We start from the raw sequence: 23,283 nt of genomic DNA, 5'->3' as shown, positions 1-23,283 counted from the left end.
AACTCCTTTTCTGTAAATGCAGGCCGCCATGAATCTTTGATTCAGCTTTCAGAATCATGACTCTCTCTCCATGAACCCGCTGAAATGATCTATGATCCAGATCCGATGCATTTCGTGCTTCCTTCCAAACTGAAAAAGGACCTGCCGCATCAGGTTCCTTTTCAGATAGGGGGAAGAAATAATGTCGTCAATCATGATTATTGACATTGTCATCATATTCACCGGTTGTGTTCTATTCATGCAGAATTCGTGAAAACTGCGTGAAACGCTGTACTTCTGCCCATACACACTCCCGAATTCGTCACTTGTAAAAAGACATGTGTCTGATATTATTACCTCTGTAAAAATATAGGGGGTTACTATGACTGCTCAGAATTATTTGATTGTCACCGACGCATGTTCTGATATCATCCCGGAATATGCTGATCAGAAAGGAATTCTTGTCATTCCGATGGAAGTCGTCATGACCGACGGTTTTAAATTCAACGCAACCTATGATTGTTCCGAGCTGCCTCTGGATGAGTTCTACAAGAAGGTAGAAAGCGGACTGATGTCTTCTACTACTGCCATCACTCCTCAAGCTTACCTGGACTTCTTCCGCCCGCTGCTTGCCCAGGGAAAAGATATTCTATATTACTGCTTCACTTCCGGCATGTCTTCCACGTACAGCAATTCTCTGCTGGCTCAGCAGCAGCTCAAGGAAGAATTCCCGGACCGCAAGCTCATCATCGTCGATTCCCTCGGTGCAACCGGAGGCATGGGCTATCATGCCTATTTCGCAGCAGAAAACCGTGACAACGGCATGAGCATTGAAGATAACGCAAAGTGGCTTGAAGACACCAAACTCCACATCAACTACACCTGGACTGTATCCGACCTCAATCATCTGAGAAGAGGCGGACGTCTTTCCAATATTGCTGCATTCGCGGGCACTCTGCTGCAGCTTAAGCCGGTCGGCGATATCGATGACACCGGTCATCTTGTCGGTCTCGGCACCGTTCATGGCCGCAAGGCATCCATCAAGCGTCTCTTCGACATCATGGCTGCCCGCATTGACAAGAGTGCTGACAAGCCGGTCTTGATCTGCCCATGCGGATGCCCGGAAGATGCAGAACTCCTGAAGAAGAAGATTCTCGAATCCGGTCTTGCAAAGGAAGTTGTCATGGGAAGAGTCGGACCAGTAGTCGGAACTCATCTCGGCCCGAGCGGTCTTACCCTGTTCTATTTCTGCGATCATCGCGGCGGCCTGAAATAAACTTCAGGCAATCAGGATAATTCAAATCCCTCTCTTGCTGACAAAATGAAATGCAATCTCGAATAATGAATTGCAATCTCAAACAGGTTAAATATTTGGTATAAATGTGAATTGCAATCTCAAACTGATTTTGCACTTAAAAACTGTCCAGCCTAATCAGCCGAACAGTTTTTTCTTATTTGATTTTATGAAATGATTATGACACGCTGCTTCCTTGGCTGTAGAAAATCTTTTTTAGACGGCTTTTCTGTATGACTGTCAGCGATATCGTGCATTGAGCAAAAGTATCAATACCCCATTCTTTCTGCGCAACAAGCCTTCTGAGAACGGGAATATCTTCTTTTTTGTATGATCTCCCATTGATGTAATGCAGGAACGCAGCCATGTCAGCATCAATAGCATTCAGATCATATGGCGTGTATGTGTAAGAGACCACTGTTCCCATAACGTTCATCAGATGAACGTGTGTGTCTTTCTTCCGGTATATGGTTGCAATTTCCACTGTCTCCGGCTGAATATTGGAAGCACCTATATGGTATCTGTAGCTGTCATTGATGTAATATCCGGATACCGTCCCTTTCCTGTGAAGAAAGATTTGGTCTATTGCATCATCCGGCCTAATGACAGCATCGCGCAGAAAATAGTATCCATTTGTGATTCGCACAAGATATCCGGTTGTTTCAAACTTTCTCATACTGCAATTCATTGTTCTGCGGGAGACGCCGATATTCTTGTGGTCAATGTCATTTACAATAATGACTTTATTCTGACAATTCTTTTTGAGATATTGCAGTATGCGATCCTGTATCAGAATGGAATCTACGGAAATTGTTCCATATGCCGTATCATAAACGCCAAGGAGAGCTTTCAGACGCTGCACACAGGTTTCCGAAATCCTTGCGGCTGTATCAAGCAAATCTGTCGGCTTCCATTTTCTCCCGTGAATGTATTGTGCAAGGAAAGGATAATCGACTGCTCGCTCATCGTTGTTCGTACAGATGTAATTCAGCAGGGCAATCTGCTCATAGTTCTCATCATTTACAGGGAGAACCGTTCCCTTATAAAACACTGCTGTATCACGGATGTCTGCCTTATACAGGCCGCCCGGGTAACTTCTTCGATTTGTGGCAATTGTAGTCGCTGCCGGCATAGTATCTGACATGCCCATTGTGTAGCGGTACGATTCTCCTGTGTAATACCCAATATGATGGCCATCTTTTTCCAGAAACAACTTTCTGATGATAGTTTCGGTAGAAATATCGTTACAATGCTCGCTGAACAGATAGGCACCCTCTGTAATGCGGACAAGCGTGTGATTCGTGCAGAGCTGCCTGAATGCGGCATAGAACTGCAGATTCACAAAAGGAAGACTCTTTTGATCGACGTCCTTGACAATAATTACGTCATCCGTGGCATACTGTCTTCTTAATGCCGCGAGAAGTATATCAGTATTTTCTGGCTGTTTTTCTTTCTTCGGTCTGCTGCGGGGCTGCCGAGCTTTGTTTTTATAACATGGTTTGTGCTTTTCATAGCCATGATCATCGATGAACCTTGCAATTACCGCTTTCTGCTCAGCACTCAGCATGTTAAGAACGGTATTGAGTTCTGCTTGGTCAATATTTTTTTCCATATAGCTATACAAGCTGTCCCAGTATTTATGCCGGACAACAGAAAGTACCGCATCAAGGAATGCAATAGCAGAAAGATGCTCTGATGGCAGAGGAATCAGAGGCTTACGGAGCCGCACATTCCTGTTATCAATATGCCTTACTTTGCCATGACTTCTCTCTGTTGCAATTGTATAGATTGTCGGTTTTTCATTGACAATTCCGGTAATATACAAATAACTGTTGCCTCGATAATAACCAATGTTTTCACCATTTCTGCGGAGGTAGAAGCCGCCGATAATCATTTCAGGCGTCGGTGATTTTCCGGCAAATGTGTACACGCCCTTAAAAAGCTCTGTGATCATTCCTTTTTTCAGCAGATGCTTCATGCCACTGGCAAATGAACTATCAGACAAGCCAAGTTCTCTCCATGAAATATCCTCACGAACGATGATGCCTGTAGTTCCGAAAAGTTCAATCATGAGGTTATACATCATCTGTGTTGTGCAGTATTTCGCAGGTTTTACGCGGATATGGATGATGCCATCACCTATAGCCGGCACTTCAGTCGGAATCATATGAAGCGATGCAAGCAGAAAAGCACAGCTGTATGTGGCAAGCAGCTTATCAAGCTGCCGCCGGCAGGAACTGCTGATCAGATGCAAGTATTCTGAAAATGTATTACGGTTCCATCCTTTGCCATAAAGATATGCGGCGAGAAAACCATAATTTTTCTGACGGCCATTATCCTGCCTGGCAATGTAATTAAGCAATGCTGCTATCTCGTAATTGGTATCATTGACAGGAAAAAGGACTCCGCAAGCAAACAGGGTGGCGTTTAGTACAGTAGTTTTGTGCAGGCTTGTGCAGCTTTCAAATACATTACTGGCCAGTTTTGGAATTTCCGGTGCTGTTTTTGATAGACCTATTTGGAATTCATAGCTTTCGTCAATCAGATAGCCAATATGATGGCCTGTACGCACTATAAAAATTTCACGAATTGCTTCGCCGGCATCCCATTGCTCGTCCCCATAGCAGTAAACACGGTAGGCAACAGCCCGAATGAATCTGCAGCGTGTCAATGCTCTGATCGCATCCTGAAATTGCCTGGTTTCCTTTTCTTTGAATAATTCGCGGCTGAAGATCAGCCGGCCTCTGGGATAAGTCTTTATGATCAGCGTTTTCAATTTACTTGGATTTGTTGCTATTTCAATATCAAGTCTCTTTTTCCTGCCGTCCATTGGAAGCAGTTCCGATTTTGTTGGCCGGCGGATCTCCTGAAGAATCATATGGGATGTCAGTTCTTTCTCGGCTCCTGTAACGGTATTCCTAATGAGATAGACATCTTTCCGATGACCAGGGAAGCAGGTGTAAATACCTGAAGTCATTTTTGCAACAAGGCTGGGAAATTGATTGTCCGCTGTAACTTTGCTGCAATAGGGGCATCTGTGTCCATGGGTAAATGAATCCGGAGCCATCATAAATGTCCGGCCACAGGTATTATGTGTAAATTCAACCCGTGTTTTGCCATTAACGAATGTGCCAGTCATGGAATATTCATCTCCGGTCAATTCACGGATTCTTCGCACATAGATTTCCCTGTTCGAATTTTCGTCAGATGAAAAGCGGAGCGCTTTATATGGATGGCAAATCGGGCAGTATGGGCTCCGAAGAAATACATATGCACTATCAATATTGAATGTATGTCCGCATTCAACGCCATGAACCCTTGCAGGTTCCTTGAATCCATTGTATGTCACAAGAGAAAAACCGGCATTCTTGAAACGCTTCACTGCTTCCTTCTCCAGCACCCGTGTTTCGCATTTACAACGGCTGCCATTATACAGAAAGTTCACCGGTGTGATTTTTACATCGTTTCCGCATGCTTTGTGATGAAAAATCACGGGACTTGACAAGCGTTGAAAATCGCTTTTCAAAACATAATCAGGAGAGATCTTTGTACAAAGAGAACGGAACATTTCCTGCTCAGATTCTTTTGAGCAGGCGGGACATCTCCAGCCTGCAAGGAAAGCATGCGGGGTTGTCTGGAATACGGTTCCACATTTTTGATGACGAAGGGTAATGCCATTACTATGATAATCACCCAGCAATTCATATCCATGCGCTTCATCAAAAAACATATTTTTAGTAATGTCATCTGTGACAAGTGCAGTAGGAATATCGCTGCCAAAGAGAAAAGAATATAGGGCAATGCATTCCACAATGTTATAGGATTGATAAACTGCTCTTTTGACGGCACTTGATACACTGCTTTTGAAATACCGGTTGTATTCAGCTGGAATTGCTTCTGATACGCGATTGTATCCGTCTTTCATCGATACGTTTTGATAATATTGTGCCAGCATCTTTGATTTCATGAGAGAAGCAATCTGCTCGGCAGAACAATCAGGTGCTTTACGGAAAAAGGCATTTACTGTATCGGCATATTGAATATCGGCATCCGTTATTTCATCTGTTCCGGTGAAATCACTGATTGAAAGGTCTCTTTTCCGGGGCATAAATTTTTCTGCTTCAAGAAGCCGCCGGTGATGCTTCGTACATGCACAGACGCCGGGAACCTGGTGTTCTCTGTGCAGCCACCAGAATCCATACCGTTCTGTTTCTTCCTGAGCACACTCCGGGCAGACGCGAAGTGTTGTTTCTTCTGAATGAATATCTCCGATCAAAGCCTGATACCGCGGATAGGTTCCAAAGGTATTTTGAATAATCCTGTCCTGCTCGGATTTTCTGGAAAAAGCTGCTATGACAGGGTATGTTGTATGGTCTTTGAAATATGACAATTGATCTGTGCTTTTTTCGGAAACATTGTTGTAAAGAACAGGAAGAGGCTCATATCCGTCAAATCCAATCTGTTTATTCGGCAGATTAGGACACAGAATATTCAAATAGAACTCATTAATACCCATGCCATTTGCCTGCGCCAGCCGCATTACATAGGAGAAAAGTGTTTCACCAGGCATAATTGGTATGATGACAGGTATCAGCATTACATCTTCCTCCGGGCGATTTCCTCGATCTGACGTTTTCTTTCTTCCATGGTGATCTTGCTGCCGATGATAATGTGGCTGGATGTATTTCCCTTTGCAGAATCAGGCGATGCATTCTGCTCTGGCATGGTTGGAACGGACGCATCTTTGGCAAGAGAGTGCTCAACGGAAATTGCCTCTTTTTCTTCGCTGCGGGCAGGAACCATATCCTTTGTATTGTTGGTGATCCCTTCATGCCGGGATGCTGCGCTATCAACGATTGATTCTACTGTTCTGTTCAGGGCGATCTTGTGCTCCTGACGGTATGCTTCGTTCTGCTTGTCCATGATTTTTCCGGCTCTTCTGAGGTATTCGTATCTCTTCCATGTCATGTCACGGTAGCTGTTGTTCTCCGGAATGCTGGCAATGAGTTTCTCACGAACCGGGTGATTATCGTCATCAAGAATGTAGATATAAGATGTGTTCCTTGGGTCAATTCTGATGGCATAATACTGTCGTGTTCTCTGATGCCTGTAGCGGTCTGCATTGACCTGATACAGGTCACATTCATAGTAAAGACCGTTGACACAGAATCCTGGCATATCAGAGGAAATGACTGCTTTTGCAGGTACGCACAGTGTGTATCTGAGCGATTCATCATCCGGAAGCATCCGGGGATAGTTGAAATTATCACAGTAGTATGTCCAGAGTTCTGCCGGAATAGGCCGGACTCCTGCTTCAATCTGTCCTTCAGACTTCAGTTTGCTGACCATGTATTTGGAATTGTGAGAAAGCACGAAGGACAGGACGATCTTTGTATAATCCTCAACGGTCATGACTGCCTGCTTATGGTGTTTGGAATCATAGCGCTTTGTGATTTTTCCGTGCATAATCAGCGGGATTCCTGTTTCCTGATTGATCATATGAAAGATGTGTTCCACTGTACCTTTCATGGAACCGTTCATGACAGGAACCGTATCAATATCAACATTCAGCTCTTCAGCAATCCGGTTGAAATCCTTTGAAATGAAATCAGAACCGTGGTCAACACGGAATTTCAGAGGCTTGTAACCTGTCGGCCACAAACGATCATCTTCAAACGTAATATCATACCTGCTGCACAGTTCATGCTTATTCAGAGCCAGGCTGTAAATGGCGTTTGTCAGACCGACAACAGAGTTGTTATCAAAAGCTATGGAAACGCCCATGATCATGGAAGTCCATACATCAATGATGATATAGACGATAGCACGTCCAACTGCCTGCGATGGATTGGTTCTTGAAACAAGTGCGGCATCGACTTCGCATGCATCGATTTCAAAACAATCACCAGGGCCAATCAGATTCGTCTTTGCTGATCCGGTATGCAGTCTGTGCTGGTTATTCTCTTCAAATGCACTGGTATCAGCAACAGTAAGTGCCTTTTTGGGAGCGTGCTGCCGTACATAATGGTAGAACTGGTTGTAAGTCGGTCTTTGATTGGCTGGAAGAAGAATTCTAACTACAGATCCATCATCAGCGGTAATATCGCTGGAATAGTATTTGTCCAGCATGTAGTGGTAAAGATAATCCCATGTCTGTCCATGAGCGGATCCATCCGGCTTCGTTCTCATGGCAACCATCTGATCAAACAGTTTCAGATCTGTCTCAGTCAATAATTTTCCCTGATCTAAGCCATATGCTGATTTCCGCCCGGGCTTTCTGACTCTTGTCTTTACTGCTGGTGCGGCTTTCTTGTAGCGTCCATCGATCAGAGCGGCATCTGACAATCCGCCCTGAAGATACAGACGTGTGATTTTCCATACAGTTGACTTGGCAGCATCGTGCTGTTCGGCAATTTTTACAAATTCATCTTTCTTTTGCTTGCCAACCAGATTGAGAAAGGTTGGCCCGTAAGCTTTTGATATATCTTCAGCAATGGATTTATCGGATAGAAACTTTTCTCGTGTACGTGGCGAAAGTTTGCGAGGTGAAATGATTGTTATATCATCAGCACTTACCTCAAGTGTTTTATCTGACAGCCGATCCATGATGGTTTTTACTGTGATGGATTTGATCTGCAGAGAGGAGACGTTCATCTTCACGATGACTGCAATATCCCCGTTATGAAAGATCACCCGCCACTGTTCTCCTGTTTTCGGGTCTGTCAGAATATCTCTGACCATAATTTTCTCGTTCATACAAGCTCCTCCTTCCTCAGCTTTTCAAATGCTTCTCCATTCGGCACGAATGCCGATTCCAGTTCTTTTATTGGGAGCTGACAGACATTCATATCCGTCAGAATCCGTTTATGTGCAATCAGATGCAGCACCATGTCCCTGCGGGAATGCACATCATCCAGACTGTAATATTTCATGACAAGCCGCAGATTCTTTGCAGTATTCGCAGGAATGTCTGTTTTGAAGACAACATAGTAGGGAATTTTCTGTGACTCGTAGTATTTCTTCTCAATAAACAGCTTTTCATCTGTTCTTCTGTCGTCAATTTCCGACTGATCCGGCTTCACCGATACAGCAAACTGACGTCCGTCATTCAGATCGACCAGGAAGTCTGTTGTCATCACGATGTTCTTTCCTGCGTGTGCCGGATGCCGCAAACCATAGTATTCTGCAATAGCTTCTGTGTCCGTCAGCGGCAGGGGATACTGTTCACGGATATCCGCAACGTTGTCCTGCCATTGAAGGCAGAGATAGATATTCAGCTCTCCCTGTGACAGCAGACTGACAGTTCTGCCGGCTTTTGCGTCGTGATAATTAACGGTAGTTGACAGGCCGTGGATCTCTCTTGGCAGAATCCATGGCTTGTACGTTCTGCCATGTCCTTCGCCACGATGCTGTTTCCGCCGTGTTTCATCAGAGATCTGTCTCATGCGTCAGCCTTTCCAAGAATGCTCCCGATGTTGTCTCTTGTCGCAAGAATCTCGTCCTGCATGGCGTCGGAATCAGGACGTCGTTTCTTTCCTTCCTGCTTTGCGGCTGCCTTTGCGTCATTATGCTCAAGCCTCTGCTGTACGGCTGTCACAGCTTCATCTTCTGTGATTGATGCATTTTCGGGAAGCATGACAATATCGTTGAATACCTTTTCTACTTTGGCAGCAGTGTATTTATCGGAAAGCTTCTTTACGACATTCCGCTTCATTTCGATGAGCTGAATATTCCGGCTGTCCTTTGATGCTTCAGACATCCGCTTCTTTGTCTCGTCCTGCTTTTCGTTTTGTTCCACGGAATTCAGCAGCGGGAAACTTGCCTGAATAGCCTTTTCAGTTTTTGCATCCTTGTACTTTTCCTTTGCCCGGGCTTCTTTGAATACATCCACATGACGGTTCTTTGCTGTATTCCTGATGAAGTCAGCGTTGATCATCTGAACGCCACTGCCTGCATTGATCGCATCCAGCTGGACATACTTTGCCAGCTTTACCATGGTTCCAAGCCTTCCGCCTGTAATTTCATAGGAGGCATCCAGTGCTTCCTGCGAGATATCAATCGGAATGTCAGTCCAGCTGTAGGAAAACAGATTTGCCATGAACAGATCAAACAGTTCACGGTCATTGCAATATCCATTGGCGTTGATGTAGGTAGAGAACCGGCGGGCGGTATGACGCTCGCTGAACAGGTCGTAGAAGGCATCATCTGTGCCAATGACAGACATGGCCACATTCGTATTGTTTTCCAGGGTGAGAAGAGAAGTAACGGAAGATGAAGAGGTGGAATGCCTGCTCATCTGCTGGATTTCATCGAAGATGATCATGCCGATGCCGAACAGATCAATCAGCTGTGCACAGTAGGCGACCTTGTCTCCGATCATCTTCTTCTTGGCCATCTTTGCCTGATATACAGGGTTGATGTTGCCGAGCGCCAGGTCGATCTGTGCAGCAATCGCATCATAGATGTTCTTGAAACTCGATTCGTGAGGGCAGACAACAACGAGATAGACAATCTGAGGAAAATGGTAATCCGATGATGGATGATGCATGATTACCTGCGGGTAGTGGCTGAGCGTCATATTTACACAGGAAGTCTTGCCGCAGCCGGAAGTGCCGAGCATAGAAATTCCTTCGATGGAATCTGACATGTTCCTGGCGGTCATCTTGTGATGCATGATCTGATCCTGATTCCCCATGACGTAGTGCACGTCAATTCCTTCATCGTAGATCAGCTTTCTGCGGCGATAGGAAGTCACAATCGCATTATGGAATTCCCGCTCGAAGTCGCCATGGAAGGAAAGAGGAAAGCGAATATCTGAAAGCTGTTCCACTGCTTCTTCCTTGTCGTACTTGTCCATGGCCGCAATCTGCTCATCCGTCGGCAGAGGAATTGCCCTATTGTTAGCGACCACAAGCTGTTCCGGTGTCAGGAAGCGGGGAAGCGCCTCCACATAGGGATTGCCTGGTGCAATGTTTGACCGGATATATTTGGCATCCACAATTGTATCGGCATCAAGGCTGCCGCCTATAAGGTACTGATTGCCGCCTTTGGGTACATCCGTGGCATATTGATATTTGAAATCAAATTTCATATTCCTCCTTCATAAGCACTTATTGCATTCCGCCATCCAGTTTCTGATAATTAGCACATTATGTGCTACTTATGTGTGCTTACATAATAAAGTATAAATCGTGATTGTCAAACATATCCACATGATATTTTTAATAAAACATGCAAATTGCAACTAAAGTGTTTATGTTCATAAACTTATGGGGTATGATATACACATGGAAACTGTACGATTGATCTGGATATATTCCGGAGGTCAACTCGTGCCGTTCAAAGTCGATCAAGCACGCACTGATCTGCTTGGACAGCCCGATTTAGACGTTCTGGCGGATAAAGGCGATGATTCTGTTTACTATACAAAACTGCGCAATGATGTAAGGAGAAACTGCCCTGTCTGCGGCTCTGAGCGGGTAATCCTTCACGCCACAGATACAAGAAAAGTTCTGGACGTTTTGCAACTTTCGGATGGTCAGAAGCAGTTTGTTACCGTCTATGTATACTTTTCGAGGTATATGTGCAGGAACAGCGCCTGCAAGACAACATTTACAGCTCCGATGAACTTTGTCTGGTACAACACACTGGTTTCCAAAAGGCTCGCTGCATATGCCCTGGACTGTGCCATGCACATGCCGATGCTGAATGCTTCGGAAGCTGTCAAGGGAACAATCACCCGTGAGGGAATCAACAAGCTGCTCAAACGCTGGATTGCAGCAAATGATGAAGCCAGATCCAGAGTGCTTCCTGAATTTCTCGGTATTCATGTCATCGGCATCAAAGGTATGGCAAGAACGCTGATTACAGATGCTGCACACAACACCGTACTTACCATTCTGCCGGACACCTATGATGAAACGCTTCGTGAATATTTTGCGGATAAGGACAGCCGGCTGGTAAAGAGGGTTATGACGGATTACCATAACTCCTTCCGGATCGTAGCAGAATCAATGTTTCCGGATGCGGTTAAGATGCTGTATCTGCCGGATATTCCCGATAAGCTGAAGGACATTGCCCACATACAGGATAAAGATACTGATATATACAAGCTGCAGAGAAGCAGCACAGCGGATGAGCTGATGAACCGCTGTTCGGATATTGACTCCTTCGACCGCTGGGTATCCGGCCTCAAAGGCGATTCTGATTCCGAAAAAATGGTTAAAGCAGATGCATCCTATATCAGGACGTATATAGGAAACAGACGTTTTCTTGGAGAAGGCTATGTCAGCTTACTGGCAAGATTTACAGCCCAGGGAGAACATACATACAAGTGTCAGTATCCGGCAATCCGGGCGCGGCTGCTGTATGGAAGACTGACAGAACCGCTGTCACACAACAAGGATGTAACGGAATCAGCAACGCCGTTGAAGGCTGCTGTGGAATATCTTGAAAATTACGATAAGGAAAACGAGGGTAAAGTATGACGACATCAGATGAAAAAATTCAGGAAGTTGGCAAGAACATACAGGAAAAATCAACGGTAATCTGGAATGCCGCAAACAGTCTTTACGGTGCTTTCAAGCCGCATGAATACGGCCTTGTGATTCTCCCAATGGCCGTAATCAAGCGTTTCCATGATTGCCTGCTGCCAACGCATGACGCTGTAGTAGAACTGAATAAAAAACTGGATACGCATGGCATTGTTGTGAAGGATGGCTTTCTGAAGAAGGCGGCTGGATACCAGTTCTACAACACCAGCAGGTTCACCTTTCAGACATTGATTGCTGACCCGGAGAATATCGAGACTAACTTCAAGGACTATCTGAATGGTTTCTCTGATAATGTCGCCGATATTCTCTCCCGCATGAACTTCTATCAGCAGATTGATCGTATGGTAGAGGCAGGACTTCTCTTCCAGGTCATTTCTGATTTCTCTTCCGAAAAGGCAGACATGGATCCCCGGAAAATCAGTGCTGTTGACTTCGGTTATATTTTTGAGGATCTCGTACGCAGGTTCTCTGAGTCCTACGATGAGGAAGCAGGAGCCCACTTCACTTCCCGTGACATCGTGTATCTGATGTGCGACCTGCTGGTCGATGGCGAAGACTTCAAAGACGGCATCAAAAAGACGATCTATGACCAGACAATGGGCACTTCCCAGATGCTGACATGCATGGAGGAGCGGCTGAAGCAGCTCGACAGCAATGCGGATGTAACAGTATTCGGCCAGGAGCTGAATCCATTCACCTTTGGCGTAGCTAAAGCAGACATGCTGATCAGAGGCGGTGATCCGGATAACATGCAGTTCGGTGATACGCTGAGTGATGACAAGTTCAAGGGCTACCAGTTCGACTACTGCATCTCCAACCCGCCCTTCGGTATCGACTGGAAGCGTGAAGCAAAGTCCGTTGAAGCCGAAGCAAAGATGGGAGATGCAGGAAGGTTTGGAGCCGGTCTTCCTTCCAAAAGCGACGGTCAGATGTTGTTCCTGCAGAATGGCATTGCAAAGCTGAAGGAAGATGGGCGCATGGCCATCATTCAGAACGGCTCTTCCCTGTTTACGGGCGATGCCGGAAGCGGCCCGTCTGAGATCAGACGCAGAATCATTGAGAATGACTGGCTGGATGCAATCGTCCAGCTGCCGAACGATGCCTTCATGAACACGGGTATTGCAACCTATATCTGGCTGATTTCAAAAGAAAAGCCGGTGAACAGGCGTGGAAAGGTTCAGCTGATTGACGCCAGCAAGTGCTATGAACCGCGCCGCAAGAGCATCGGTTCCAAGCGTGTTGACATCACGGATGCATGCCGTGACATGATTGTGGAAGCCTACGGTGCATTTGAGAACAAGGATTACAAGGCAGTGACCGAGTCAGGGAACGAGATTGTATGCAAGTCGAAGATCATGGATTCCGTTGATCTTGGCTATTACAAGGTCACGGTGGAGAGCCCGATGCTGAATGGAGACGGCAAGCCGATCCTGAAGAAGGGAAAGATGGTTGCTGATGCTGACAAACGTGATACAGAGACGATCCCACTGGATGAAGACATTGACGCCTACATTGTCAGAGAAGTGAAGCCGTACAATCCTGACTGCTGGGTGGACGAGAGCAAGACAAAGATCGGGTATGAGATTCCTTTTACCCGTGTCTTCTATGAATACAAGCAGCTGGAGCCTGCGGATCAGATTGCAGAGCGGATTAAACAGCGTGAGAAAGTGCAGATGGAAAAGCTGCAGAAGCTGTTTGGAGAAGGCCAACGATAATGACAAGTGAAATTTATCTTCCTTCAAACTGGAATAATATTCGCCTTAGGTTTTTATGTGACATTTATACAGGGAATCAAGATACGCAAAATTCTGATCCTAATGGTAAATATCCATTTTATGTAAGGTCTCCAATAATAGAACGCTCAAACAACTTCACCTTCGACGGTGATGGAATATTAATGGCTGGAGATGGTGCTGGCGCCGGTCGAGTATTTCACATGGCATCAGGTAAATATGCAGTTCATCAACGAGTTTACTGTCTCATGCACTTTAAGAATGTTGATCAGAAATTCTTATATTACTCGCTTAGTAATAGATTCCCAAGCGAGATGGACAAAGGTAGTGCACAGTCAACTGTTCCATCTGTAAGATTGCCAATGTTGAAGGATTTTATGATTGCACTCCCGAATGAAACAACGCAGGCTGAAATTGCGAAGTATCTTGATTCTAAATGCATTGACATTGATTCTGCCATTTCCGAAGCAAAAGCCAGCATTGAAGACTATAAGGTTCTGAAGCAGTCAATCATCACACAGGCTGTGACAAAAGGGCTGAATCCAAAGGCTGAAATGAAGGATAGCGGATTATTTTGGTATGGAAGAATTCCTGCTGATTGGCATATTAAAAAATTGAAGGAGATTTCCAAAAAAGCAATATCCTATGGCGTAATTAAACTTTATGACCCTGATCCGTTAGGAGTTATGGTGTTACGGTGCAGTGACGTAAAGGATGGTTGGATTGATACGTCAGGTATTCGTACAATTACACAAGAATTGTCAGAGGAATACAGCCGTACTGTTCTTGAAAAAGATGATGTAGTTGTAAATGTAAGAGGTACCTTAGGCGGTTGTGCTGTTATTCCTCAAAGTATGACTGGATATAATATTGCACGAGAGGTAGCACGCATTTGCCCCGACAATGGCTTTGATAGCCGATTTATTATGTACTCATTATTGAGCAATGCTTTTATCAACTATAGAGATTACTACCTGGCCGGCTCCATATATGTTGGAATAAACATGGAAGTCCTCTCGCAATATAAATGTGCTTTTCCTCAATACAACGATCAAGTCATGATCTGTAATTATTTGGATGACAAATGCGAGTCTATCAATCAGTTGATAGCTGATCAAGAAGCGCAGATTGCTGATCTTGAAGCTTATAAGAAATCTCTCATCTATGAATGCGTTACAGGAAAACGGGAGGTGCCAAATGCCTGATACAGAAAAACAATTTGAATCTGATATTGAATCCTTTCTCATCTCTCCACAGGGCGGATGGCAGAAAGCAGATGATTCCGGCTACAAGAAGTCCATTGATATGGCTCTTGATCTGGATACACTCATTGATTTTGTATCCAGCTCTCAGCCTGTGGAATGGGCTCGTTTCGTCAAGAGTGCAGGCCGTGATCCGAAGCAGAAGTTCTATGAAATCTTTGAAGATGCAGTCCGTACAGATGGTTTGATTGCCGTTTTACGGCATGGTTTCAAGTATCGTGGTATTCTCTTCCGGGTCTGCTATTTCAAGCCTGAATCAACGCTGAATGAGCTTGCTGCGAAGCATTACAGTCAGAACATCTGTCAGTGCATCCGGCAGTGGCACTACTCTGCCGAAAACAGCAACAGTGTGGATATGATGCTGGCAGTCAACGGTATCCCTGTGGTTGCCATTGAACTCAAGAATCAGCTTACCGGGCAGTCCGTGGATAATGCCAAGCAGCAATGGATGACTGACCGTGATCCAAGAGAAAAGTGCTTCAAGCTGAATCACCGTATCCTGGCCTTCTTCTGTGCTGACCTCTATCAGGTATGGATGACTACAGAGTTGAAGAAGGAAGCAACTTTCTTCATGCCGTTCAATCAGGGTTCGAATGGCCCAGGTGTTGACGGTGGCGCTGGCAATCCTCCGAGCAAGGATGGCGACTATGCTACTTCATACTTCTGGAAGAATGTACTGCAGAAGGATTCCATGCTGGATATCCTGCAGAAGTTCATTTCCTATGATGTGAAACGGGAAGAAGTCATGGATCATGATACTGGCGAGGTTAAGGAAAAGGTATCGAAACGTGTAATTTTCCCGAGATATCACCAGCTTGACGTAGTCAGGAAACTCATTGCCGATGTCAAGGAAAACGGCACTGGCAAGAGCTATCTGATTCAGCACAGTGCAGGTTCCGGCAAGTCCAACTCCATCGCATGGACTGCATACCGCCTGGCATCTCTCCATAACAATCAGAATGAGCCGGTATTCACTTCTGTCATTATCGTCACCGACAGACGGCTTCTTGATGCTCAGCTGCAGGATACGATCCGCGGTTTTGACCATACACTCGGCTCTGTTGTGACCATTGATGAGAAGAAAAACTCACAGGATCTGCTGCAGGCTGTCAATGACGGGAGAAGAATCATCGTAACTACTCTCCAGAAGTTCCCTGTCATCTACAAGGAAGTCAAGGAAACATCTGGCAAGACATTTGCCGTCATCATTGATGAAGCCCATTCTTCTCAGACCGGCAAGGCCGCTGCCAAGCTGAAGTATGCCTTGGCAGACAAGGAAGATGCCCTGAAGGAATATGCAGAGATCGAAGGAGAAGCAGAAGCATCCGAGGAAGATCGTGATGACCGCATGGTACAGGAGCTGATCTCTCAGGGTAAGCATAAGAATATTTCTTACTTTGCTTTCACTGCAACACCGAAGGCTTCAACTCTGGAGCTGTTCGGCACACCGACACTGGATGGCAGATATGTTCCGTTCCATGTGTATTCCATGCGTCAGGCAATTGAAGAACATTTCATTATGGATGTTCTGCAGAACTACATGACCTATAAGATGTGCTATGAGATTGCAAAGAACATTCCGGATAATCCGAATGTCCCTACCAGCAAAGCACTGAAAGTGATCCGCCGCTTTGAGGAGCTGCATCCACATAACCTGCAGCAGAAAGCGCAGATCATCGTTGAAACATATCGTACTGTGACAAAACCTTCCATTGGTGGCAAGGGCAAGATGATGGTGGTTACAGAATCCCGCCTGGCAGCAGTCCGCTACTACCATGAAATCAAGGCATACATTGATGCCAAGGGATATGATGACAAGATTTTCGTTGCTTTCTCCGGTTCTCTGAAAGATCCGGATGAAGTCAACGGGCCGGAATACACGGAATCTGGCATGAATATTGATTCTCAGGGGCATCATGTAACAGAATCTCAGACACGCAGTGTATTCCATGATGAAGGAAATATTCTGATCGTGGCTGAAAAGTACCAAACCGGGTTTGACGAACCACTGCTGCACACCATGATTGTTGACAAGAAGCTGAGAGATGTGAAAGCTGTGCAGACGTTATCCCGTCTGAACCGCATCTATCCTGGAAAAACGGATACCTTTATTCTGGACTTCAAGAACACCGTGGAAGACATCAAGGAAGCCTTCGAACCGTTCTACAAGACCACAGAACTTGAGAAGGAAACAGACGTTAATAAGATCTATCAGGTTCAGAAAGAGCTGAGAGCTTTCAATCTGTACGATGATATTGATGTAAAGAAAGTCACGGATATCTATCTTGGTGAGAAACGCGTCAGCAGCATTCAGGGCAAGATCACCAATGCATTACTGCCAGTTGCACAGAGATATAACGCCATTGATGATGTTACTAAGCGGATTACCTTCCGGAAGACAGTTAAGGCGTTTGTCCGGTACTATAACTTCATCACACAGCTGAGCCGCATGTTTGATAAGGATCTGCATAAGGAATACATCTTCTGCAGCTACTTGTACAGATTGCTTCCGCCGGAGCCAGCAACACCGTTTGATCTCGGTGAAAAGGTAAAACTGGAATACTATCATCTGGAAAAAACGTTCGAAGGTGCCATTATGCTGGACGGAACAGCACCGATGATTGCACCGCCTACACTGAATCCGACTGGTGGAGAAGCCGAAAAGAAGTCTCCACTGGATGATGTCATTGATGAGATCAACAAGGAATATAAAGGAAACTTCACGGACGCTGATAAGGTCATCGTCAAATCTCTGCATGACAAGCTGGTAAAGGATCCCAAGGTTCAGGCTTCTGCTCGTCAGGATGGAGAGAAGATGTTTACCAACAGCATCTTCCCGAAGGCATTCGAGGATACTGCTCAGGCAGCTTACGTCGAGTCCATGGATTCCTATTCCAGTTTGTTCCAGGATAAGGATAAGTACAATGCAATCATGGCGGCACTGGCAGGGGAACTTTTCAGAGAGCTGGCAAATGCGCCAAGAACATAAGAAACAGAGTTGTAAAACAGCAGGAAGGCCGCATGGAATGTGCGGTCTTTCATTTTGAGCTCCGCACAATCATAAAGCCCAATAAAATAGCTATTCTTCATAAAGGAAGCGGCATTCACTAAGTGACATCTGGTTACAGACGGTACAGCCGCAGGTAATAAATGAGGTACACCAGTATGAAGAAAGTATGGAGAATATTGATATCGCTGATGCTTGCCGTCAGCATGAATGGCAGTTCCAATGCATTGGCATTAGCCGAAGAAACGGCTGCACCGACAGAGGTAGCGGCAATGCTACAGTCACTGTCTGGCTGAAACATGGAGAATCCATTGTATTCAAGGATCTCTATGAAAGCTGTACCTATAACATCACGGAAGACCCGGAGAATTACACGGCAAGCAGCAAAATAACAACAAACTGAAGAGGCACATTATGAAATTCAGAAACGCGATTATCGGCATTCTTGCCGCTGTCTGCCTGGCAGTACTTCCCGTGCTTGCAGAAGGCCGCACAACCGGCACACAGACACTCGGCGGTAATACTACCGCAGCATTCACCAATGAGCTGGATACAGGCACAGTAACGATCAATGTGACCTGTACCAGTGAACTGGCTGATATATCACAGCTTGGCGATTATGCCGCCATTGTGACGCTTAAGACGCCGGATGGCAGAAGCCTGCATGCAGCAGACACGCTTAATGTAAATGGCACAGTCAGCTTCGTATTCACGGATGTTCCTGTCGGAAACTGCACTGCGGAACTCCTGCCAGTATCCAGATACAAGGCGGATTCCTACAGCAAGACATTCACCCTGAGCAAGGACAGCACAGGCAATGCATCTGCCGCAGTCACATTTACCGGAAGTATAACCGGCTACAGCCTGGCATCAGATGCAGTACTGAAACAGCATTAAAGCTTCAAACAGAAAAGGAGACAGAAATGAATGAGAATCAGAAATCTTGTTATCGGATTCATGACAGCATTCAGCATGTACATCATGCCTGTGCTTGCAGAAGGTGAAACAACAGGTACACAGACGCTGGGTGGAAACACCACGGCTGCGTTCACGAATACGCTTGAAGGCTCAGTGCCAACCGGAGTCAACATGGGTCATACCGGTGCGCTGGTAATAGCATTCATTACAGTAGGCATGGCAGTTGTGCTGCTCAGCCGTAGAAAATAGGATTACAGGCTTCATATTCAAAGCATGCGCATAGCTCGGATTTGGTTCCGGCTGTGCGCTTTATTATTGTCCTGGCAGATATGCACTGGTATTTACTGAACAGCAGATATTCCTTTTGGTTTATACTCAAGGTAACAGGCAGCGGTTTGTCAATCATTCTGAATGAGGGAAAAGAATATGAGCGGCAAAGATAAGAAATATGAAGTAAACATAGACATCAGCGTTAATTCTATGCCGGACAATATAAAGAAGGAGATCCAGGACAACATTAATACGGTTGGCAGAGAAGAAGCTGATCAGATTCTCCGGGATATCTTCAGCCAGGCAGATATCGCAAAGGATGCTGCTGACATGATCAACCCTGAGACCGTCTATATTGCAAAGATACCAAAGAACCTACAGAAGGACTGGCAGGAAGGTGCTCTGCACTGGATGACCAAGAAAGACACGGGCGAATCCGTAGCGGAAATCATGGGGCAGGAACCTGGCGTTAGGGCGCATGCAATAATAGAAGAAGTCGACAAGGCAAAGGCTGCAAGAAGTATGCTTCCGACGCATCTTGCTTCCTATGCACAGCATCAGGAAATCAAACAGATGGCTGAAGTGGTCAATGATGTACGTGACCGCGTTATAGCTCTGCAAGGTATGTATTATGACAGCATGTATGGTGATCTGATAGGTGCAAGGGACACATTGGCACAGGTTGAAGTTTCAAGTGACGCCACTCGTCATGGGATCATCAATAATCTGATTCCGAGTCTGAACGGAACCCGCGGAAGGATCATCGAAGCACTGACTCGGCTGTTGAACAACTTCCCGGAAGTAAAGGATTCGGCATTCGGCATTTCAGGCCAGATCGTCAAAGACAAGAATTTTCTGACAGAAACTTTTGAAAATTACAACAGGATCCAGGAACTATTCAAATGTTATCTCCTGGCAACGCAGCTTCTCGGCTATGCATATGCCATGATTGAAGAGAAAGCATCCTATAAAAAGGTATTCATACCGAATGAGCAGCTTGTGCATCACCCGGCCCTAAAGAATCTGGCAAACTTCGAGATCGCGCTCAATGGGAACTTTGACCAGATGTGGTATAAGAATCCAGAGAACTTTCTGGATGGCATTAGGGCCAAAGTTGATATGATCGCTTCTAAGGATGCTGTGGAAATTGAATACACCGGTCAGCAGCTCATCAATGCAATTCATCTGGTAAAGGAAAAAGAGCCGGTAACATTGGTAAAGAGAAGTGATCAGGAGGAAGATCATGGCGAAGAATAACGAAGAGAAGATTTCCATAAAGAAGCAGTTTGTGGCTCTCGATAAAAGCATGAAAGGTGTTAAGAAAGTCGGCCCTGGAGTACTGCTTGGTCTGACAGTACTTGGCATTGCAAGCTCTCAGAACAATGATTCCGGCGATGGAGGATCGAACGCCTGAAGCAAAGTAAAGCCCATCGCATGGATGGGTTTTATTATGCTGGTTATGGAAACTCTTTTGCCAGATTACGGTAACCTGTTTCAGATTGAGTTACAGATTTTGAACAGGAAAACTGCCCTGAAAATTGAGTCTGTTTCAGATTGAATTACAGATTTTAGGCAGTTTTTCGTTATTTAGAGTATTTCCTGTTTCAGATACAATTTCAGATTGTCACTTGCCCAAGCGCGAAATTCAATTCCGAACACAGAATAATTGTGTATAATAACTAGGCACGCCCCTATAGTAAAACGGATATTACAAACCCCTCCTAAGGGTTAGTTGTAGGTTCGATTCCTACTGGGGGTGCCACTTCGGGATGTAGCGCAGTTTGGTAGCGCACTTCGTTAGGGACGAAGTGGTCGCCTGTTCAAATCAGGTCATCCCGACCATATGTGTGAAAGCCGCATAGCAATGCGGCTTTCCTTTATTCAGCACAGAATCGGGACTGACTTCAGATCCTTCTCGCAGGATCCGATCCATTTCTTCCGTCTGCAGTTCCTGCGGAAAACCTGGATGAAAGAAACTATACGAAGGTGAAGAAGTGATCATCTCTTCAGGCACGTCTGCTGATTCTGAGTGAGCAGTTCGAAGGACATTTGCAGGAATTACAGCGGACTTTATAATAGGACATATGCAGGAAACAAAACAGAAAATTCTGGATCTCAGAAAGAAACGGCCGAAATGGTTTGTGAGCTTTATTACCCGATTCGGCATTGCCCGGGTTCTGGCAATGAGCTTCGCCAGTGTTATTCTGATCGGATCACTGCTGCTTTCGCTGCCGGTCAGCGTCCAGGGTAAAGCCCCATCTTATCTGGACAGCCTGTTCATCTCCACTTCAGCTGTATGCGTAACGGGATTAAGCCCGCTTACCGTAGCAGATACTTATACCTTTTTCGGAAAAACCGTCATGATCCTTCTGATGGAAATCGGCGGTCTGGGACTGATGACGTTCGTCGCTGCTGCAATCATTCTCCAGAAGAAAAGCATGTCTCTGACCGAACGAGTCATGTTTGCTTCAGCAGCAGGCAAAGGAGATGTTTCAAACATTGCCGATTATCTGAAGAAGATCATCAAGTATACCTTTTTCTTCCAGAGTATCGGATTTCTTCTTCTTCTGCCTCATCTGATCCGCGACTTCGGAATCGGAGAAGGAATCTTCAACAGTCTGTTCCTCTGCGTCAGTGCCTTCACGAATGCAGGTTTTGACTGCTTTGCAAGCAACAGTCTCATGAATTACGCTTCTGATCCTCTGGTGTCTCTGACCGTCATGGGACTGATCACCATGGGCGGCCTTGGCTTCATGGTCTGGTTTGACCTCAGCCGGAAACTACATGAAGGAAAACGAAAGCAAAGCCTTCACAGCTTCTGGATCAGTCTCAGCACGCACACAAAAGTAGTGCTTTCAATCTCTCTGATTCTGTTTGTTTCCGGAACCGTTTTCTTCTGCCTGGCTGAGATGGGCAATCCAAGCACCCTGGCAAGCCTTCCGGTTTCTTCCAGAATTCTGATCTCGATGTTTCAGTCCGTCACGCTCCGTACTGCTGGTTTCTATACGGTTAACATCGGCGCCTGCCGCCAGGTGACACTGCTTATCATGTGCGTATTCATGCTGATCGGCGGTTCGCCAGGCGGCACTGCCGGAGGCATGAAAACCACAACTGCTGCAATTCTTGCTGTGGCGGTGAAGAACCTGCTTCATGATGAAGGAAACACGATCCATATCTGGAAACGCAGAATCCAGGATTCTGATTTCATCCATGCATTCATCATTTTCTCGGTATATATCGGATTTCTGTTTGCAGCCACTGCAATCATGCTCTGCACCGATGGCAGGACCATGGATACCCTCGACCTCATCTATGAAGAGGTCTCAGCAATTGCAACCGTCGGTCTTTCAGCAGGACTCACACCGCTGCTTTCTCCGGGCGGAAAAATCGTGATCATTCTGCTGATGTTCATTGGCAGGGTCGGACCGCTCGCAATTATCGAAGTATTCCAGAATCGCCGCAGCGGGCTGGTCCGCAAGCATGTGGAATACCCGGATGCAGATCTGATGATCGGATAGGAGGCATATGAATAGCAAAACTTATGTAGTAATCGGACTCGGTATCTTCGGCAGCGCCGTAGCTAAGACGATCGCCAGATCCGGGGCTGATGTGATTGCCATCGACAGCAGCATGAGCTGCGTCGAGAACGTTGCAGACGTCGTCAGCAATGCCGTTCAGGCAGACTGCTGTGACCTTGATCAGCTGAAAGAAGCCGGGGTGCAGGATGCGGATATCGCGATTGTCGCCATGGGCTCTCATCTGGAAGAAAGCATCATGGCAATCATCCACCTGAGAGAACTTCATGTGAAGGAAATCATTGCGAAAGCAAACAACCACAATTACATGTATGTCCTCGAACGCGTCGGTGCCGACCGCGTGATCCAGCCGGAGAAAGAAGCAGGCCAGCGTCTTGCCGAACGGCTGCTCAATCCGAATATCGTTGATATGTTCAATGTGGATAACGAATATTCCATCCTCGAGATCAAAGCTCCTTCCCTCTGGCAGAATCATTCGCTGATTGAACTGGAACTCCGGAAGAATTATGCAGTCAATATCATTGGCATCCGCAGCGGGGATTCGAAAAAACTCACCATGAGCTTCACACCGGACTATGTGATCAGACCTGATGATTCCCTGATCATTGTCGCCGACAGCAAACGCCTGCAGCAGCTGGACCTGAATTAACCGTTTCTCCCATCATTTCACACAAAATTGTTTAGCACTCTATATCCTTGTGTGCTAAACTGTACATACTGAAGAAAACGAG

General features: G+C 45.8%; 16 protein-coding genes and 2 tRNA genes. 14 read left to right on the top strand and 4 right to left on the bottom strand.

Annotated elements, in window-relative coordinates:
* Positions 1–361: 361 nt before the first annotated feature.
* On the top strand, positions 362–1,255 hold the full coding sequence (locus C7E00_RS02885; protein ID WP_105302841.1) for a DegV family protein: 894 nt from the start codon (positions 362–364) through the stop codon (positions 1,253–1,255).
* Positions 1,256–1,451: 196 nt separating this feature from the next.
* Here the strand turns inward: C7E00_RS02885 and C7E00_RS02880 are convergent, their stop codons facing one another.
* Genes C7E00_RS02880 through C7E00_RS02865 form a run of 4 tightly spaced genes read right to left on the bottom strand, consistent with a single transcriptional unit; the run spans position 1,452 to position 10,364 of the window.
* On the bottom strand, positions 1,452–5,870 hold the full coding sequence (locus C7E00_RS02880) for a TniQ family protein (protein WP_105302840.1): 4,419 nt from the start codon (positions 5,868–5,870) through the stop codon (positions 1,452–1,454).
* A complete protein-coding gene (locus tag C7E00_RS02875; RefSeq protein WP_105302839.1) occupies positions 5,870–8,029 on the bottom strand; it encodes a DDE-type integrase/transposase/recombinase in 2,160 nt (719 codons plus the stop codon). Before C7E00_RS02875 ends, C7E00_RS02880 begins: the two co-directional genes overlap by 1 nt.
* Entirely contained in the window at positions 8,026–8,718 is a 693-nt protein-coding gene (locus C7E00_RS02870; protein WP_102342135.1) for a TnsA endonuclease N-terminal domain-containing protein, read from the bottom strand. Before C7E00_RS02870 ends, C7E00_RS02875 begins: the two co-directional genes overlap by 4 nt.
* Entirely contained in the window at positions 8,715–10,364 is a 1,650-nt protein-coding gene (locus C7E00_RS02865) for an AAA family ATPase (protein ID WP_105302838.1), read from the bottom strand. Before C7E00_RS02865 ends, C7E00_RS02870 begins: the two co-directional genes overlap by 4 nt.
* Before the next feature lie 241 nt (positions 10,365–10,605).
* Here C7E00_RS02865 and C7E00_RS02860 point away from each other — a divergent pair, with 241 nt between their 5' ends.
* The 13 genes from C7E00_RS02860 to C7E00_RS02800 all read left to right on the top strand — a co-directional run bounded on the left by C7E00_RS02860 (position 10,606) and on the right by C7E00_RS02800 (position 23,201).
* Entirely contained in the window at positions 10,606–11,760 is a 1,155-nt protein-coding gene (locus tag C7E00_RS02860) for a hypothetical protein (RefSeq protein WP_105302837.1), read from the top strand.
* Positions 11,757–13,541: a type I restriction-modification system subunit M gene (locus C7E00_RS02855; RefSeq protein WP_105302836.1), complete on the top strand. Its 1,785-nt coding sequence runs from the start codon at positions 11,757–11,759 to the stop codon at positions 13,539–13,541. The genes C7E00_RS02860 and C7E00_RS02855 overlap by 4 nt, the downstream gene beginning before the upstream one ends.
* Positions 13,541–14,764, top strand: coding sequence for a restriction endonuclease subunit S (locus C7E00_RS02850; RefSeq protein WP_105302835.1), 1,224 nt, complete (start codon positions 13,541–13,543; stop codon positions 14,762–14,764). Before C7E00_RS02855 ends, C7E00_RS02850 begins: the two co-directional genes overlap by 1 nt.
* A complete protein-coding gene (locus C7E00_RS02845; protein ID WP_105302834.1) occupies positions 14,757–17,810 on the top strand; it encodes a type I restriction endonuclease subunit R in 3,054 nt (1,017 codons plus the stop codon). Before C7E00_RS02850 ends, C7E00_RS02845 begins: the two co-directional genes overlap by 8 nt.
* Before the next feature lie 187 nt (positions 17,811–17,997).
* Positions 17,998–18,231: a DUF7601 domain-containing protein gene (locus tag C7E00_RS02840; protein WP_105302833.1), complete on the top strand. Its 234-nt coding sequence runs from the start codon at positions 17,998–18,000 to the stop codon at positions 18,229–18,231.
* Between the two features lie 11 nt (positions 18,232–18,242).
* Positions 18,243–18,725 carry a hypothetical protein gene (locus C7E00_RS02835; RefSeq protein ID WP_105302832.1) on the top strand — a complete coding sequence of 161 codons (483 nt, stop codon included), beginning with the start codon at positions 18,243–18,245 and terminating at the stop codon, positions 18,723–18,725.
* 30 nt (positions 18,726–18,755) lie between these two features.
* Entirely contained in the window at positions 18,756–18,995 is a 240-nt protein-coding gene (locus tag C7E00_RS02830) for a hypothetical protein (RefSeq protein WP_105302831.1), read from the top strand.
* A gap of 177 nt (positions 18,996–19,172) precedes the next feature.
* Complete coding sequence (locus C7E00_RS02825) at positions 19,173–20,273, top strand: hypothetical protein (RefSeq protein ID WP_105302830.1); 1,101 nt, start codon at positions 19,173–19,175, stop codon at positions 20,271–20,273.
* On the top strand, positions 20,260–20,430 hold the full coding sequence (locus C7E00_RS16100) for a hypothetical protein (protein ID WP_167836436.1): 171 nt from the start codon (positions 20,260–20,262) through the stop codon (positions 20,428–20,430). The genes C7E00_RS02825 and C7E00_RS16100 overlap by 14 nt, the downstream gene beginning before the upstream one ends.
* Before the next feature lie 273 nt (positions 20,431–20,703).
* Positions 20,704–20,778, top strand: a tRNA-Arg gene (locus tag C7E00_RS02820).
* Positions 20,779–20,781: 3 nt separating this feature from the next.
* Positions 20,782–20,858: transfer RNA gene (locus tag C7E00_RS02815), tRNA-Pro, on the top strand.
* 242 nt (positions 20,859–21,100) lie between these two features.
* On the top strand, positions 21,101–22,534 hold the full coding sequence (locus tag C7E00_RS02805) for a TrkH family potassium uptake protein (RefSeq protein ID WP_105302828.1): 1,434 nt from the start codon (positions 21,101–21,103) through the stop codon (positions 22,532–22,534).
* 7 nt (positions 22,535–22,541) lie between these two features.
* Positions 22,542–23,201 carry a potassium channel family protein gene (locus tag C7E00_RS02800; RefSeq protein ID WP_105302827.1) on the top strand — a complete coding sequence of 220 codons (660 nt, stop codon included), beginning with the start codon at positions 22,542–22,544 and terminating at the stop codon, positions 23,199–23,201.
* Positions 23,202–23,283 lie beyond the last annotated feature (82 nt).

The sequence above is a fragment of the Anaerolactibacter massiliensis genome (assembly GCF_900290205.1).
Classification (GTDB): domain Bacteria; phylum Bacillota_I; class Bacilli_A; order Erysipelotrichales; family Erysipelotrichaceae; genus Bulleidia; species Bulleidia intestinalis.
This window is presented reverse-complemented; position numbering and strand designations above follow the sequence as displayed.